General features: G+C 40.4%; 13 protein-coding genes. All 13 read left to right on the top strand.

Annotated elements, in window-relative coordinates:
* Positions 1–586 precede the first annotated feature (586 nt).
* The 13 genes from NFR61_RS04425 (at position 587) to NFR61_RS04365 (ending at position 15,024) form a co-directional block, all read left to right on the top strand.
* The gene (locus NFR61_RS04425; RefSeq protein ID WP_251621002.1) at positions 587–796 is read left to right on the top strand and encodes a helix-turn-helix transcriptional regulator; all 210 of its coding nucleotides are present in this window, start codon (positions 587–589) and stop codon (positions 794–796) included.
* Positions 797–798: 2 nt separating this feature from the next.
* The gene (locus NFR61_RS04420) at positions 799–1,023 is read left to right on the top strand and encodes a DUF3791 domain-containing protein (RefSeq protein WP_251621000.1); all 225 of its coding nucleotides are present in this window, start codon (positions 799–801) and stop codon (positions 1,021–1,023) included.
* Positions 1,020–1,508: a DUF3990 domain-containing protein gene (locus NFR61_RS04415; protein WP_251620998.1), complete on the top strand. Its 489-nt coding sequence runs from the start codon at positions 1,020–1,022 to the stop codon at positions 1,506–1,508. The genes NFR61_RS04420 and NFR61_RS04415 overlap by 4 nt, the downstream gene beginning before the upstream one ends.
* Entirely contained in the window at positions 1,505–1,726 is a 222-nt protein-coding gene (locus NFR61_RS04410) for a hypothetical protein (protein ID WP_251620996.1), read from the top strand. The genes NFR61_RS04415 and NFR61_RS04410 overlap by 4 nt, the downstream gene beginning before the upstream one ends.
* 13 nt (positions 1,727–1,739) lie before the next feature.
* Positions 1,740–5,123 (top strand): helicase-related protein, encoded by a 3,384-nt coding sequence (locus tag NFR61_RS04405; RefSeq protein WP_251620994.1) that lies wholly within the window; start codon positions 1,740–1,742, stop codon positions 5,121–5,123.
* A 14-nt stretch (positions 5,124–5,137) separates the two neighbouring features.
* Positions 5,138–8,221 carry an Eco57I restriction-modification methylase domain-containing protein gene (locus NFR61_RS04400; RefSeq protein ID WP_251620992.1) on the top strand — a complete coding sequence of 1,028 codons (3,084 nt, stop codon included), beginning with the start codon at positions 5,138–5,140 and terminating at the stop codon, positions 8,219–8,221.
* Complete coding sequence (locus tag NFR61_RS04395) at positions 8,214–8,852, top strand: hypothetical protein (RefSeq protein WP_251620990.1); 639 nt, start codon at positions 8,214–8,216, stop codon at positions 8,850–8,852. The genes NFR61_RS04400 and NFR61_RS04395 overlap by 8 nt, the downstream gene beginning before the upstream one ends.
* 11 nt (positions 8,853–8,863) lie before the next feature.
* The gene (locus NFR61_RS04390) at positions 8,864–9,835 is read left to right on the top strand and encodes a hypothetical protein (RefSeq protein ID WP_251620988.1); all 972 of its coding nucleotides are present in this window, start codon (positions 8,864–8,866) and stop codon (positions 9,833–9,835) included.
* Positions 9,828–11,537, top strand: a complete 1,710-nt coding sequence (locus NFR61_RS04385) for a hypothetical protein (RefSeq protein WP_251620986.1) — start codon at positions 9,828–9,830, stop codon at positions 11,535–11,537. The genes NFR61_RS04390 and NFR61_RS04385 overlap by 8 nt, the downstream gene beginning before the upstream one ends.
* Positions 11,538–11,579: 42 nt before the next feature.
* Positions 11,580–12,665, top strand: coding sequence for a hypothetical protein (locus NFR61_RS04380; protein ID WP_251620976.1), 1,086 nt, complete (start codon positions 11,580–11,582; stop codon positions 12,663–12,665).
* A gap of 163 nt (positions 12,666–12,828) precedes the next feature.
* Positions 12,829–13,698 carry a protein adenylyltransferase Fic gene (gene fic, locus NFR61_RS04375; protein WP_251620974.1) on the top strand — a complete coding sequence of 290 codons (870 nt, stop codon included), beginning with the start codon at positions 12,829–12,831 and terminating at the stop codon, positions 13,696–13,698.
* Positions 13,699–14,474: 776 nt separating this feature from the next.
* Positions 14,475–14,831 carry an ATP-binding protein gene (locus NFR61_RS04370; protein ID WP_251620972.1) on the top strand — a complete coding sequence of 119 codons (357 nt, stop codon included), beginning with the start codon at positions 14,475–14,477 and terminating at the stop codon, positions 14,829–14,831.
* Positions 14,824–15,024 carry a Fic family protein gene (locus NFR61_RS04365; protein WP_251620970.1) on the top strand — a complete coding sequence of 67 codons (201 nt, stop codon included), beginning with the start codon at positions 14,824–14,826 and terminating at the stop codon, positions 15,022–15,024. The genes NFR61_RS04370 and NFR61_RS04365 overlap by 8 nt, the downstream gene beginning before the upstream one ends.
* Positions 15,025–15,082 lie beyond the last annotated feature (58 nt).

Genomic DNA, 15,082 nt, shown 5'->3' with positions numbered 1-15,082 from the left:
CGTATTACATTCGCCAACCACTTGCTCTTCAAAAGGCAGAGGAGCTCGCTCCCGGTGGTCACAATTTATTCACGAAACCAAGACTAGTATCGTTTTTTCTCATTTATACAAGAAGTTTTGTTGAGGCACTATGGTAACCGCCAATGGCTTTTGCATAAATGTAATGGATGACGGCATTGCATCATGAAATCTGTGAATCAGTGTATCATTGAAAAAATGGGAATTCAATGGTTCGGGTATTTGGTCATCAGGCGGTCATTCCCGTTCTGGGCGCAAAAGTAATTCCGGGATGATACGGAAACGCAAGGTCAAGCCTCCTGTTTCCGGTAAAAATCTCCACCTATGCAGGTAAGTATTTTTCCCGAAAAACCTTGCATTCCCTAATCCCTACCTTGTTTTAGCACCCGAAACGGAAATGACCGATGTGACAGAAAGAGATATAAAAATAAGAAGGAAATGATTTATGAGATTCCTAGTGAGGTATTTAATGCCAAATAATTATGTAAAAAGAAACAGTTTTCAGATTTTTATTAGTAAGTTTGCATCAAGCATCAAAGTATTGTAATAAGTAAGCAAAGTAAGTGAAATGGAATCACAGAAGATAAACAGGATAAAAGTTGCGTTAGTTGAGAACGGCAAAACCGGTAAATGGCTTGCCGAACAGGTCGGTAAAAATGAAGCCACGGTTTCACGATGGTGTTCCAACAAGATGCAACCCTCCCTTGATACGCTTGTGAGGATTTCAGAATTACTTGATGTTGATGTTAAAGACTTAATTGTCAGCAATAAAGCATAGTCATGGACAAGAAAGAAATATTTGACAGAATTGAATATGTAGTGGCGTGTGTCGGGGCTTTCGCACAGCGATATAACCTCTCCAACATGCAGGCCTACGCATATTTACGCCGTTTCACAGGCATAGATTTCCTTCTTGACTGCTATGCTGCCGAGCATACCCTATCCATTGACGATGCGGTTTCTGACCTCCAAGTCATTTGCCAACGGGAAGGAGGTAAGATATGATACGACTATATCACGGATCAAACGTAGCTATTGAGCAAATTGACCTTTCACGCAGTAAGCGTGGGAAGGATTTCGGACAGGGCTTCTATCTCAATGCAAATCCTGACCAAGCTATGGAGATGGCAGCTCGAACAACTCGATTTCTAAACGCAGGAACTCCCACTTTATCCTGCTTTGAGTTTGATGAAGACGAAGCTACAAAGAATGGGCTAAACATAAAGATTTTTCCTGACTACTCTGAGGAATGGGCAGAATTTGTCGTTATGAATCGTAAAAATGATTCCGATGTTCCGGCTCATCCCTACGATATTGTTATAGGACCTATTGCCGATGATACGGTTGGCGTTCAGATTCGCCGTTTCATAATGGGTTATCTGTCGGCATCAGCATTGGTTGAGGAACTAAGCTTTAAGGGCGACCATGCTGTCCAATACTTCTTCGGCACACCAAAAGCCGTAAACTTCTTAAAACGCATCGAATTATGACACAAGACATACAGTTTCAAATAGAATGCCTTGCGGCAGAACTCGCTGAAATGCTTATGGCAGAATATGGCTGGGATATACACCGAGCCCTTGATGAGCTTTATTCATCAACCACCTTCGCTAAGCTCAACGACCCCGAATGCGGCCTTTACTATCAGGGCGTAGTCTATATCTTCCAATTCCTCAAATCAGAAATCGAGACCGGTAAGGTTGCATAAAACATTAATAACCATGGCAAATGCCCTAATTGATAACTCCGAGCAATTTAAGCTCGTCAAATATATAAAAGACTTAGTCTCACGCCCTGAGTGCAATCACATTATGATTGCGACTGGGTATTGGGATTTGCCCGGCATGGCTTTGGTCTATGAAGAACTTAAAGACTTTTTCGCGCGAGGGGGTAAACTAGATCTACTTATAGGTCAAGAACCGCAATTGCAATATTATCAGGCGTCCAGTGAGGCGCATCAATTTCCGGATTTCTATATTCAAAGAGATGTCGAATCTCTTACTGATGAGTATAAGCCTATCGGCAAGTTGATTATTGATAATGCCTTGACAGAAGAGAATCCCAATGGCAAGTTTGAGATTCGCGTGTACGGTCAAGGCCAACATAAGGAGTTCCTTCATGCTAAGTGCTATATCTTCCTTGGCAATAACCATACACTTGCTACAGGAATTGTAGGTAGCTCTAATTTCACATTAAAAGGGCTACAGGGTAATGCTGAGTTAAATTATCTTGAAGAGAATGGCAATAGCGTTGCTGCGCAGTTTACTGAGTTTTCAACTTCGAAATCTCACAAAGCTTGGTTTGAGGAACTTTGGCAGAACAGTGAATTGTGGTCTGGCAAGTTTATTAAGAACATTCTCAAACCGTCTCCCATTGGCAAGAAAATTGAAGAAGATGAGGTTTCAAAGCTGTTGACTCCTTATGATATCTATATCAAATATCTTCAAACTCAGTTTGGGGATATAATTGACGCAGAGACTACCAATATTCTCAAAACCTATCTCCCTATCTCTTACAAGCCGCTTGATTATCAGCTTGACGCGGTAAAGCAAGGATTCTCTATCATGAAACGCTATGGCGGTTTCTTGCTCGGTGATGTCGTTGGACTTGGTAAGACTGTTGTCGGGCTTTTGCTAATTCGTATGTTCCTTGATCAGGCAGAAGCTCTTAATCGACCACGCAAGGTGCTTGTTGTTGTTCCTCCGTCTATTCGTCGGGGCTGGGAAGATACCATCCGCGACTTTGACCGCGAACATACTACAAAGATTGAACCGTGCATCGACTTTATCACAACCGGCTCAATCGGTAATCTTACCGATGGTGAAGATGAACCTGACGGTGGAGAAGATTTTGATGGGGAACTCGACAAAGTCCAGTACGGGTTAATCATGGTTGACGAGAGCCACAATTTCCGTAATCGCGGCACTCAGAAATACGAAGCTTTGGATGAGCTTATTGGCATGTCCAATCCAACGCCATATCTTTGTTTGCTGTCTGCGACTCCGCAGAATAATACCCCTGAAGATCTTTACAATCAAATTTCCCTATTCTTGCGCGATGCTAATAACTGCAACCTTCCTAATGTGCCGGGTGGTAAGCTTGATTCATTCTTCAATGCAATGAAGTGCCGGTTTAAGGACGCTCGTAATATGCCAGCAGATACGCCCGAACAACGTGCCGAAGCGGCAGCCATCATCGCAGAAGTTTCAAAGGAAATTCGTGAACGAGTCCTTAATGAACTTGTCGTGCGTCGTACTCGCACTGATATTAAGAAGCTCTATCCCGAAGATAGCGCAAGTCTCAAATTTCCAACAATTAAAGGTCCGCATAAACTCGAATACCAAATGGACGAAGAACTGCAACAACTGTTCTTTGACACAATCAATGCTATTTATCCCGACTCAGACACACATCCTGATGCTATCCAGTTCTCGCGCTATGCAGCCATTACATTTTTTAAGGATAAGAAAAACGAAAGGCTTTACGAGAAACGCAATTTGACAGTTGAGTCTATCACAAGACGTTTGCAGAAAATCATGAAGATAATGCTTGTCAAGCGTCTTGAAAGTTCTATCGTCGCCTTCAAGTCTTCGCTTGACAATCAGTTGAAGTATCTCGACATAATGATTTCGATGCTTGACCACGATGCCGTTTATATTTGCCCAGATGTAGATGTAAATAAGGCTTTTCTTGATGTCGATGGAGATTTTGGTTTATTCCAAAACACGATGGAACGCAAAATCCAGGGTAAGCCGGGAAATAACAGGCTTTTCCGTGCATCCGATTTTAGAGCTGCTTACCGAGATTCACTTCTCGCTGACAGGAAAATCATTAGCCGTTTACTCGACCGTTGGAATCGAAATGACTTCGACCCTAAATTTGAACGTTTCAAACAAGCCATTCCGGAACTCTTCAATCCTAAAATCAATAACTCGAGCGGCCAAAATAAACCTCGCGTAGTTATCTTCTCCGAGGCTATTGATACCCTCAAATCCATTGAGCGCGCTCTGAAGAATGCCGGGCACCGCCCCTTGGCAATAACCGCCGAGAACCGTGATGAGATGGCACGTCGCATTTCAGAAAACTTCGATGCCAACATCGCACCCGACAAACGCCGCGATGATTACGATGCAATCGTAACTACTGAGGTACTTGCCGAGGGTGTCAATCTTCACCGCGCTAATGTAATTCTCAATTACGATGCTCCATGGAATGCCACTCGTTTGATGCAACGTATTGGCCGTGTTAATCGCATCGGATCAGTCGAGGACTTTGTACACGTCTATAATTTCTTTCCCTCCGATGAGGGCAATAAAGAAATTCGTCTTGTCGAGAAAGCCTACGCCAAACTCCAATCTTTCCATGAAATGTTTGGCGAAGACAGCAAGGTATTCTCCGAACGTGAGGAAGTTCGAGAGAATGACCTCTCTCATGCAGTCGATGGCGATGAATCTCCTTTTGGCATCTACATTCGCGAGTTAAAAGACTTTGCTTCTGAGCATCCGGAGAGATTTGACTACATCAAATCTCTCGCACTCGACAGTCTCGGTGGCTACTATTCGACAGAGGGATGCTCCGACAGTCTTTATGTCTTTACTGACCAAAGCGAGGGACTTGTCTCAGTACTCATAACTGATGATTCCACTCCGAAAGCATCTGTTATTTCGCCATTGCTTACCATGCAATACCTTCATTGCTCGCCCGAAGCTCGCTTTACGAGCTATGTAATCGATAAAGATGGTGCTGATTTCAAAGACGCGCTTCGTGCATATCAAAACCATGTAACCCATCGTTTGGGTGGTCGCGACAGCAATGAACGAATCAAGGACGCTCAAGAATATGTTCGAGAGATTCGCGGGCGTCAAGACATTACCGATGAAACCAAGCAACTTTTGGCACAAGTAAACTCTCTTGTGCGCAACAAAAATAATTTTGTTATCAAGACTCTCTTAAAACAGAAAAAACGCGACGCCTCCGGTCAACTTTCTTTGTTTGGTGCGGATTTTGAGATCAACTCTTGGCTACAGACCACGTTCGCTCATATCGCCGCGCAAGCACAGGAACGCCGTGGCCAGTCAAGTGTAGCTATCGCAATCATTAAATAATAACATTGTATCTCATGAAAGAACAACTCCAACATATTTTTCAAAACGGTTACCCCGGTTCAAATGTCTTTATTGAAAAAATCCTAAAGCCAATGCTTTCTGACGATGTCATTACAAATATTGACATTGACATCATTGACTCTCCTGAAAAGCGTCGGCGAGCTGACAATGCCAATATCCTTTCTGCTATCCACGTCACCGACATTGATCGTGTTGACTCCGACCCGATAGCCTTATACGATGTAACTCTAAGTCCAGGTAGTAATATTGCACACTCACGTGTGGCGATAAAGCAATTTATCGCCTCAGAGGTAATGACTTTTACCCACGCATTTATCCTGTTCCATTACGACAACGAGCCGGAACGTCCTTGGCGTTTCTCTTACGTCTACAAGGAGCGTACCACTTCCGCCACCCGCGCCGTGGCAAAGCGCTACACCTACGTTTTTGGTAAAGACTATCGTTGCCGTACCGCCGTTGAGCGCTTTATTGAGCTTGCTCGAAGCCCTAAGACCGACGAAGATTTTGCCAAAGCCTTCTCCGTCGAAACACTCAGCGATGAGTTCTTTGACAGATACCGAGAGCTTTATGCAGATTTTGTGCAATACATTACCGGCAAACGCTATGTCAAAGACTCAGGCAAATGGGTTGAAAAGAAAATCCATGATGCTAATCCGCAACTTGAAACTTCTTTTGAGGGAAACGATAAACTCGTGCGAGATTATATAAAGAAGATGTTTGGCCGTATTGTATTCCTGTACTTTCTTCAGCGCAAAGGTTGGCTGGCAGGAAACAGACAATACATGCACCACTTGTTTTATAGCTCCGAATTGCAAGACAATTTCCTTGACAGTGTGCTCGAACCACTCTTTTTCGGTGTTTTGAACACTCGTCCCGAACATCGTTTAGCAGATGTCACCTCCTTGCCGGACTCGGATAAAATCCCATATCTTAACGGTGGCCTGTTTCAGCAGGACGAAATTGACGAACGTACCTGCATCCTCCCCGCTGAATATTTCAAACGTCTATTTGACTTCTTCGATCAATATAACTTCACTATCGACGAGAACGACCCCGAAGATGCAGAGGTCGGTATAGACCCCGAAATGTTGGGCCGTATCTTTGAAAATCTTCTTGAAGACAACAAAGACAAGGGTGCTTTCTATACGCCCAAAGAGATTGTTGAATACATGTGCCGTGAATCTATCATAGCATATCTTCTCAACGGCATACCGGAGCGCTCACATAACTTAATTCGTAATTTCGTTGAAACACTCGACGCAGATTCACTCAACAATGAACAACGCAAATATCTTGCTAAAAAACTTGTTGACGTGAAAATCTGCGATCCGGCTATTGGTTCCGGTGCTTTCCCAATGGGAATTGTAAACATCCTATCAAAAATATATCTTGCTCTTGGACTTGTGCGTGACCGTTCAAAAATGAAACGACACATTATGGAGGAGAATATCTATGGTGTTGACATCGAAAAAGGTGCTGTTGATATCGCTCGGCTGCGTTTTTGGTTAGCCATGATCGTGGATGCAAAAGAGCCGGAACCACTGCCTAATCTTCATTTCAAAATAATGCAGGGCAATTCTCTGCTCGAAACATACGAAGGCTTTGACTTGACATCCCTTGTTGAGCCTGCGGGCGATCGACTTGATTTTATATGGAGTGAGGCAGAAGCCCAAATGCTTCAAGATCGACTTGCCGCCTACTATGGCACTACCGACCATCACGACCGCGACCGTATCGCTCGTGAGATTCACGATAGTGTTATGCGTCAACTGCTCAATGCCGGCATAGCAGAAGAAAAGCTTGTTGGCCTTGATCCATCCTCAACCGACAAATTCTTCCTTTGGCATACTTGGTTTGCGGATGTATTTAAAAACGGTGGTTTCGACATTGTAATTGCAAATCCCCCCTACATTGATTCTGAAACAATGACTCAATTAGGTCAGGAAGATTTGCGAGAGTATATCTCACAAAATTTCAGATATATCTCAGGTAACTGGGATATATACATGGCCTTTATGGAGAAAGGTCTAAGTATATGTAAGGGCGTTATGTGTTATATCACGCCAGACAAATGGCTTTCCAAGCCATTTGGAAAAAAATTCCGAAAAGAATGCATGACCAAACAATTAGTCTCAATTGTGCACTGTGGCAGTTCAATATTTGAAAATGCAACAGTAGATGCTATTATAACATTGTTTGCTCAAAAATCTGATTTAATTCAGGCGGCAGTATTCAATAAAGCGAAAACAATTGAATTAAGAGGCTCAATTGAAGGTAGTAAGCTTGTTAATCCGTTTCTTATTGACTCGCTTTTCTCGCCCAATGCGTCAATAATATCTTATATTGAATCTCATATAAGTACTCATATTGGGGACTATGCTACCTGTGAGTCTGCATGTTCTACAAGTGATGCTTACAAATTAGTGCCATTCATTTCTGAATCAGATGCTAAAAAGTCGTATCGCCTTGTAAATACAGGTACACTTGATAAATTTGGTTGTAGATGGGGAATTAAAGAGATAGTCTATCTAAAAAAAGATTTAGGTTATTGCCCGCTGAAGCCAATGGTACCAGTTGAGGATTTTGAAGCTTCTTTTGGCAATGCATATAAAAACAAAGCTAAAGGTCCCAAAATCATCTTAAAGGGGCTCAATTTGTTAGATGCATTCGTTGATGAAAAAGGCTTTTATCTCCCTGGGAAATCAACTTTAGTAATTAATTCATCTGATGAGAATATTTTATTTTTCTTATCAGCCTTGATTAATTCATCCTACGCCTCTTTTTATGTTAGAACAAAATATTCATCAAGTAGCTATTGTGGAGGCATTACCTTCACCAAAGAAATGATAAATGCGCTGCCTGTTCCTGAATTATCTGATAGCCACAAAGAAAAACTAATCGTTCTTTCTAAGGTGGCTTCTATAAGAAGAAAATCAGATCCCTCCTGCGACATAGAAGATATTATTAATGAGATTGATATGATTATTCTTAAATCATTCCATTTCACATTTGAGCAAACTAAAGTCATCAATCCTTGCACTTCTATAACACGAGAAGAATACGAAGTTTATGAGTAAACTGAGCAAATTATACGAACTTCGTCGCCTCTCACAAGAGTTCGGTATGGAGTGGACTGAGAAACAGGAACGTCAGCTTGAATCCGAGGAAGAACATCTCATTAAAAACGAGGTGCTACCTGTTGTTACCAAAAGTATCGAACCGGCCTTGTCTCAGGTTGAGCGTGAACTTGTGCTCGTAGTGGACTATGTGCCCGGCTCACCCCTGAAAATCAGTCTATCGCGTAAGCGCAATCTATTCCATGCCCTCGAAGATGTGGTGGAGATTAAACCCGACCCCGAAGTGGAGCACACAGAGAAGAAAAAAGGAGGCAAGAAAGTTGTTACAAATCCACGCACTCGCTTAAAGATAACTATGCCGGATGGCTCAATCATCGAAGAATCTACTGCATGGGAATCATTGCACAAATTTGTGCTTAAGGTCGGAGTTGACAAGGTGCGAGCCGTAGGTTTAATAGCCAACAAAATTCCCCTCGTCAGCAACACTGTAGATAAGAAATATCAGACAGCTCAAAAGCCACTCGGCAATGGCTGGCTTCTGATGACATGCTCCGACACCGCTACCAAACGCAAACAAATCCTCGCAATCGCCTCCCATATAGGAATAAACATTAACGTCGATATAATATAACTATATGAGTGATGCGAGATTTTGATAATTTTACAAATATCATAGACAAAATTGTCACTAGGGAAGAATTTACGACCGTTGCGAAAAAGGCTCTGTTCAGTGTCGATACCACCCCAGACGAAATTTCGTTAATTCTGTCTAGATACGAAGTTTGTGATTTGTTTGACATTAATCTCCTTAATGATTTAATCAACAATTTATATGAACAGCATAAATTAATAGCATTAGTAGATGCTATAGTATCCCTAGTTCCAAATATATTTGAACAAATACAAGATTCAATAAACGGTTTAATAATTGAATTAGTTATATCCGATTGTGGAGGTAAAAGATTATTAGGCAGAAAGCTGTTTGATACTCTTAAACCTTCAGTCGAGGATATGCGTATTTTGAGTTTGGACGAAGATAGTCAAGTCAGATTTGTCGTATCACTTACTCAAGACTATGGTGAAGCGGAACATCGAGGAAGACATTTGTGTCATGTCTTTAATTCAGATTCTGCAGCCGTTAGAGCGTATCTTGTCAAAGTTATAATTGACTATACTTTAAATTATTTTGGTTTTTTCAAGACAATTATTGAAGAAGGGCATTTTAATGAAAGTGATGAATTGAATTTGTATAAGAAATTGCTTTCTACGTTTAGTGAACGATTTGATTTAGCTAATCAATGTGTCGAGTTTTCATCAGAAAATTTTTTTCCGGATATTTTTGAAATTGTTCGCCGAAGCGAGCAAGAGTTCATTCAGGAACAGTTACGAAAGTACGAATCAACGCATAAATCCTATATGCTTGAATTATTCAAGCCCCTTGCCCTCGGACGAGGAGGTGGATTTAGAAGAGAAGGGCGAGTTACTCCTCTAGCTAAAATATCAAGTTCTATGTTAGCACCAATGATGCTTGCATCCAAAACTCCTTTAGAACAAAGAGAATATTCTCAAATGCTCTTAAAAGATTGGGAAATAAACAAAAGTAAAAATGAATAATAGAGTAATAAGTGAGTACCTCGAATCTCTAAAAGAGGATGATGAACTCGATTATATATTTCCCATTCTTTTAGAAAGTATGGGCTTCCAAATAGTATCTACCCCTAAGAATTCTAAAGGACAATCTCAATATGGGAAAGATGTCATAGCAATTGGAAAAGATGAGAGTGGGCGAAAATGCAAATGGTATTTTGAGTTAAAGGGAAATGCAGCTAAGGATATAAATGACCATACATTCAATTGTCATGATGGAGTGCGGGAATCTATATTAGCAGCAAAAGATGTAGAGTTTAAAGACTCCTCAATCCCGGATTTGGGGTCTTTACCTACTAAGGTCGTATTTGTTCATAATGGTATTCTACAAGAGAATACTCGCGTCCAATTTCATGCGTTAATCAAAAGAGAATTTCCTAATAACAACTTTGAACGTTGGGGAATAGAAAAGCTTACTGATCTTTTCTCCAAGCATTTATTTGATGAGTGCCTATATCGTGACGAACAATCGTATCGTTTAGTTAAACGCATTTTAGTCATGTATGATGCTCCGGGTTGGGATGTCAGTGAGTTTGAAAAGCTGGTTGATATTCAGCTTTCATATTGTCCAAGTAATCGGTCTCAACCAAGACTCTTGAGTAAATGCTTTTCCTCGATAAGTCTCATGTTGGCTATTTTATTAAAGGAAGGTCAACGGATTAATAATTTTATGCCAGCTAAAAGAGCCTCGGATATTGCGGTGCTTAAAGTATGGGCGTGGATTCTTAAAAACAATAAAACTTCAAATCAAAAAATCTTGAGCTTATTCGGGAAACTTGTCAATCTGCACCTACATATTTATGCGGAATATTTAGATAAATTAATTCCACTTGCAACACAATACAAGGGACTATATATGGTTGATGGACTTCATTCCGAGAACGTCCTTTATCCCCTTAGATGCTTTGATTTTATAAGCGACCTAGTCTATTATCATTTTGCATTTAGAGAATATTTGCCTTGCGAAAAACAGCAAAAATTTGATCAATCTGGGATTGAATTAGTTTTACGAATCATAAGCTGTAATTCAGGCTTTGACATTCCATTATTAGATACTCACTCTATTCCTATCTTACTTGTAATAAAATATGTAATGACTATACAACAACCTACTGAAGAACTGCACACAAAAATAGGTGAATGGATTATTCGGATGGTAGTTAATGTCTTAATTCGTAAACAAGACAGCAATATGTTCCCGGAATTATATGGTAGTAGACGAGAACTTGCGAAGAGTGTATTTGTTAAATCCCCTAATTATCACGATGAGTCATCTCTGCTTTTAACCATTTTGGCAGAATTATTACATTGGATTAATGCTGATGAGTTATATAAGAAACTTTATGAACTTGTGATTAAAGAGGACACTAATTTACAAGTATCATACCCTATCGAATTGCCTGATCTTGAGATACTTTTATTTTCTAAGCGCCTATATAATGAGATGGCTGTAGAGACAAGTATTTCGTTACCTAAAGAGTTAAAAGAACTTCCCCAATATTTAAAGAAGGATTATACCCCAATTAAGCTTAAAACGGATAGGACACCATATCATTTTCTTAAATACCTAACGCATATACATTATCAAACTGATTGGTTCCCTGATTTCGCAGATTTCGGATTTGTGTCCTCCGAAAAGAACAAAAATAGGAGCAAAACTGAAAAATAACTTGTGTAACATTCTGTATGCTACATATAAACATAAGGTTTTATGAATAAAAAAACTCACCATTCACGTAAATTACAAAAAATAATGAAATTAGGAAAGATCGGGCTCGTTCTATTCGCTATATACCTAGGCATCTCGTCCTTTGTGGTTTCAGCCACCTTAGTGTCTGATTCTACCTTAAAGGCCGATACGGCTAAAGCAATAAAAGTTGTAGAAATTCTGAATACTCCGGACACAATAAAATCCGAGTTTTTTAATGACACCATAAACATATCCAAGCCTATTCCAATAGGACAAATAATATATACTGAACATAAGACTAATTTGAACTTATTTTTAGATTACGCATTCCCAATAATAATGTTGTTGCTTGGCGTTGTTATCGATCGTCTATTGTTGAGGTATACAGAAAAAAAACGTGTAGAAAGAGAAGGGCTGCGATGGAAATCAGAGATGGATAGTTTATTAGATCCATTAAAACGACAAGGAGAAACATTTAGGAATTTCATTAATGAATACTGTAATGTCAAAAATAGGTTTGATATTCCGTATATAGACTCGCAGGTGTTATTGAAATGTGAAATCTTTGATTCCCTAAATAAGGAGGATTTGTATAAATACGTACAATCACTGCACAAAAACGATAATATTGCTACTCAGGAATACCATAAAGTTATACAGGTAATATCTGTAATTAAATCATGCCAAAATAATTTAAGTGATGTCATTTCTGAAATGAAGTCTGAATCAAACAAACTGATTAATCAGTTTAATGAATACACCCAAGAGTATAATCGGAAACTGACTGTTTGTTTGGATGATAATCTATTACCTCTCGCAGGGACTAAACTACAAGATCTTTATAGTGAAAAGATTAATAAGCAAATGCCAAATGTCAATATATTAGAATTGGAAGACTCCTTTGTACGTCCATCCATTGATATACTTGCTGATTCTAAAGGTGACAGACTATCTCGCATAGAATTGCGTAATTGTCTACAATCAATGTTAGATATCATCCAGGGACTTCGAAATGAAAAAAAATATATACAACTAAACCTAGAGCAGCTTATGGACGAATATAGTAAAGCTATCGATACGATTGCATCCATAAAGTTAGATAAGTAATATATAATATGGATAGCGGACAGATAATATTATTTCAGACGCAGGGATGCGAAACGAAGTTGAGATTCGGCTTACTAATGAATCCGTGTGGCTTACTGCCGACCAGATGGCTGAGTTGTCTCAAATTACCTATAAACAAATTGTATAATATAGCATCATACAGATGAGTAAGAAGTCGATACGGTTTTTCAATGATCGTGAGGTGAGGGCGGTCTGGGATGACGAGAACAACTGTTGGTGGTTCTCGGCGACTGACGTCGTGAGAGCTATCAACGATGAGCCTGACTATACGAAAGCCGGTAACTATTGGCGTTGGCTTAAGCGAAAGTTAAAACAGGATGGCGTTCAGTTTGTGAGTGCCACTCACAAACTGAAAATTGTCGCTGCCGATGGCAAGCAATATAATAGCGACGCTCTTTCAGCAGACGACATTATCATTCTTGCCAAGCATTATCCCAACAATCGTGCGAGCAAGTTCCTTGACTGGTTCACTTACAGCGATAATACTATTGACGGTCAGAGCCGAAAGAAAGCATACACTTTATTTGAAAGCGGATTGCTCAACTCTCTAGAACCTGGCAGCATGAAATGTCTGCAACAGATACATGCCTACCTGTTTGGAGGCTTATATGAATTTGCCGGACAGATAAGAAACAAGAATATCTCGAAGGGTGGATTCACATTTGCCAACTGTCTTCATTTCCCCACGATCATACCGACCATTGAGCGAATGCCCGAAACAACACTTGACGAGATAGCAGACAAGTATGTTGAGATGAACGTGGTGCATCCTTTTATGGAAGGAAATGGACGAAGCACCCGAATCTGGCTTGACCTTATGCTCCGTAGTTCATTGAAACTTTGCGTTGACTGGAGCCAGATTGATAAGAATGAATATCTGACGGCAATGCGTGAAAGCGTAGTGGATTCAACGCATATCAAGTCTCTGCTGAAAGGTGCGCTGACCGACAAGATTGACGACCGCGAGATGTTCATGAAAGGCATCGACTACTCCTATTATTACGAAGAATAGCTATTCGAACTTGTGTATTTACGCCGATGTGAATGTATGCCATGGGCACGACTTGTGATTGAAAATGTTGATGAAAGGCACTTGAAATTCTGGTGACAATCACATCAACGGTCGAGCAATCGCGCATGTATAGCCTTTGAAACCGATGAGGAAAATTACTTTGTTATTCTTGAACAGGGAAACAAACGTTCTGCTTTGGACAGCATTTCTATCAGAATTTCGACACCAATCACAAAAGGAACTCAAGGAGTTTGAGGCGCGGTAACAAGGAGAAGGCATTGACATCAATGTTCCCGACGAGCTTACTGCAATGATTCAGGAGTCCATTAAAAAACAAGAGGCTAACCTTAACAGCCGCCTCCGTAACTCCTTCAACTGCGTGGTTGATGAACTGTTTTATGGTACGAAGTTACTAATTCTACATGAATCTAACAAATTTATCCCGGTATTTGTTTCATAAAATATTTTAATTCAAGCGCTTATTGCCTGTAGAAAAGCAATCTATTCCGCATTGTCCAGATAGCTTTTCGGTGTCGCATATACTAGTATTTATGGCGTGAACAGCCCAACAAAAAGAACAATTGTGTGATGGTATATTGGTACTTCGTGTGGTTGGTGCGTCGTATTTTTGAGAATAAATTCATATCTTATTTGTCCGTTTCAGATCGTGTTGGCATAAAATCTTCCTACTTTCACAGCTTGCTGACGCATAAAATCTGTGATTTTTGCGGTTTATTCCACGCTGAATAAAGCGCAGCTTTTTCCTTGAGGGGAATTTGTGGACCAACAGCATTGCAATTTATGATGACCGCATAGAGATTGCCAATCCGGGAATATTCCCTTCTCAGATTACACCCGAATCCATAAAAGAGCCTCATGAGTCCTATCCATACAATTTGAAGATTGCAGAAGCTCTCTACAAATCCACATATCTGGAAAGCTGGGGTTCAGGAGCTAAACGCATTATGGACGCCTGCCGTGAGCAGGGCGTAGAAGAACCGTCATGGAGATGGGACGGGGGCTTTGTGACAGTCACATTCGAACGTCCTAACAAAAAAGCATCTGAAGCAATATCTGAAGATACACCGCTCAACTATCGTCCAAGTTCAAAAGGTAATTCTCTCTATGAATGATGGATATATGACTATGAATGAGATTATGGCAAATGTCGGACTGAAACATCGCACATCATTCCGAGAGAATTATTTTATTCCTGCATTGGCAGATGGTGCAATAGAACTCTTGTATCCAGATCAACCCAACCACCCTAAACAGCAATACCGGCTAGCCGAAGTAGCAAAAGAGTGGAAATCAGGGCATAGATAACATAGGTCGTTACGTTTGACGTTCTTCTTGCCGTCCGCCGAACTTAGGGGGTAATAAT

Origin of the sequence: Odoribacter lunatus, assembly GCF_943193135.1 — a bacterium.
GTDB classification, from domain to species: Bacteria; Bacteroidota; Bacteroidia; order Bacteroidales; family Marinifilaceae; genus Culturomica; species Culturomica lunata.
The sequence above is the reverse complement of the archived record's forward strand: the minus strand, read 5'-3'. Positions and strand labels throughout refer to the sequence as shown.

Excerpts from the sequence above, each read along its gene's own strand:
- NFR61_RS04405 (WP_251620994.1), top strand. The coding sequence starts at position 1,740 with ATGGCAAATGCCCTAATTGATAACTCCGAGCAATTTAAGCTCGTCAAA.
- NFR61_RS04415 (WP_251620998.1), top strand. The coding sequence starts at position 1,020 with ATGATACGACTATATCACGGATCAAACGTAGCTATTGAGCAAATTGAC.
- NFR61_RS04420 (WP_251621000.1), top strand. The coding sequence starts at position 799 with ATGGACAAGAAAGAAATATTTGACAGAATTGAATATGTAGTGGCGTGT.
- NFR61_RS04395 (WP_251620990.1), top strand. The coding sequence starts at position 8,214 with ATGAGTAAACTGAGCAAATTATACGAACTTCGTCGCCTCTCACAAGAG.
- NFR61_RS04365 (WP_251620970.1), top strand. The coding sequence starts at position 14,824 with ATGAATGATGGATATATGACTATGAATGAGATTATGGCAAATGTCGGA.
- NFR61_RS04385 (WP_251620986.1), top strand. The coding sequence starts at position 9,828 with ATGAATAATAGAGTAATAAGTGAGTACCTCGAATCTCTAAAAGAGGAT.
- fic (WP_251620974.1), top strand. The coding sequence starts at position 12,829 with ATGAGTAAGAAGTCGATACGGTTTTTCAATGATCGTGAGGTGAGGGCG.
- NFR61_RS04410 (WP_251620996.1), top strand. The coding sequence starts at position 1,505 with ATGACACAAGACATACAGTTTCAAATAGAATGCCTTGCGGCAGAACTC.
- NFR61_RS04400 (WP_251620992.1), top strand. The coding sequence starts at position 5,138 with ATGAAAGAACAACTCCAACATATTTTTCAAAACGGTTACCCCGGTTCA.
- NFR61_RS04390 (WP_251620988.1), top strand. The coding sequence starts at position 8,864 with ATGCGAGATTTTGATAATTTTACAAATATCATAGACAAAATTGTCACT.
- NFR61_RS04425 (WP_251621002.1), top strand. The coding sequence starts at position 587 with ATGGAATCACAGAAGATAAACAGGATAAAAGTTGCGTTAGTTGAGAAC.
- NFR61_RS04380 (WP_251620976.1), top strand. The coding sequence starts at position 11,580 with ATGAATAAAAAAACTCACCATTCACGTAAATTACAAAAAATAATGAAA.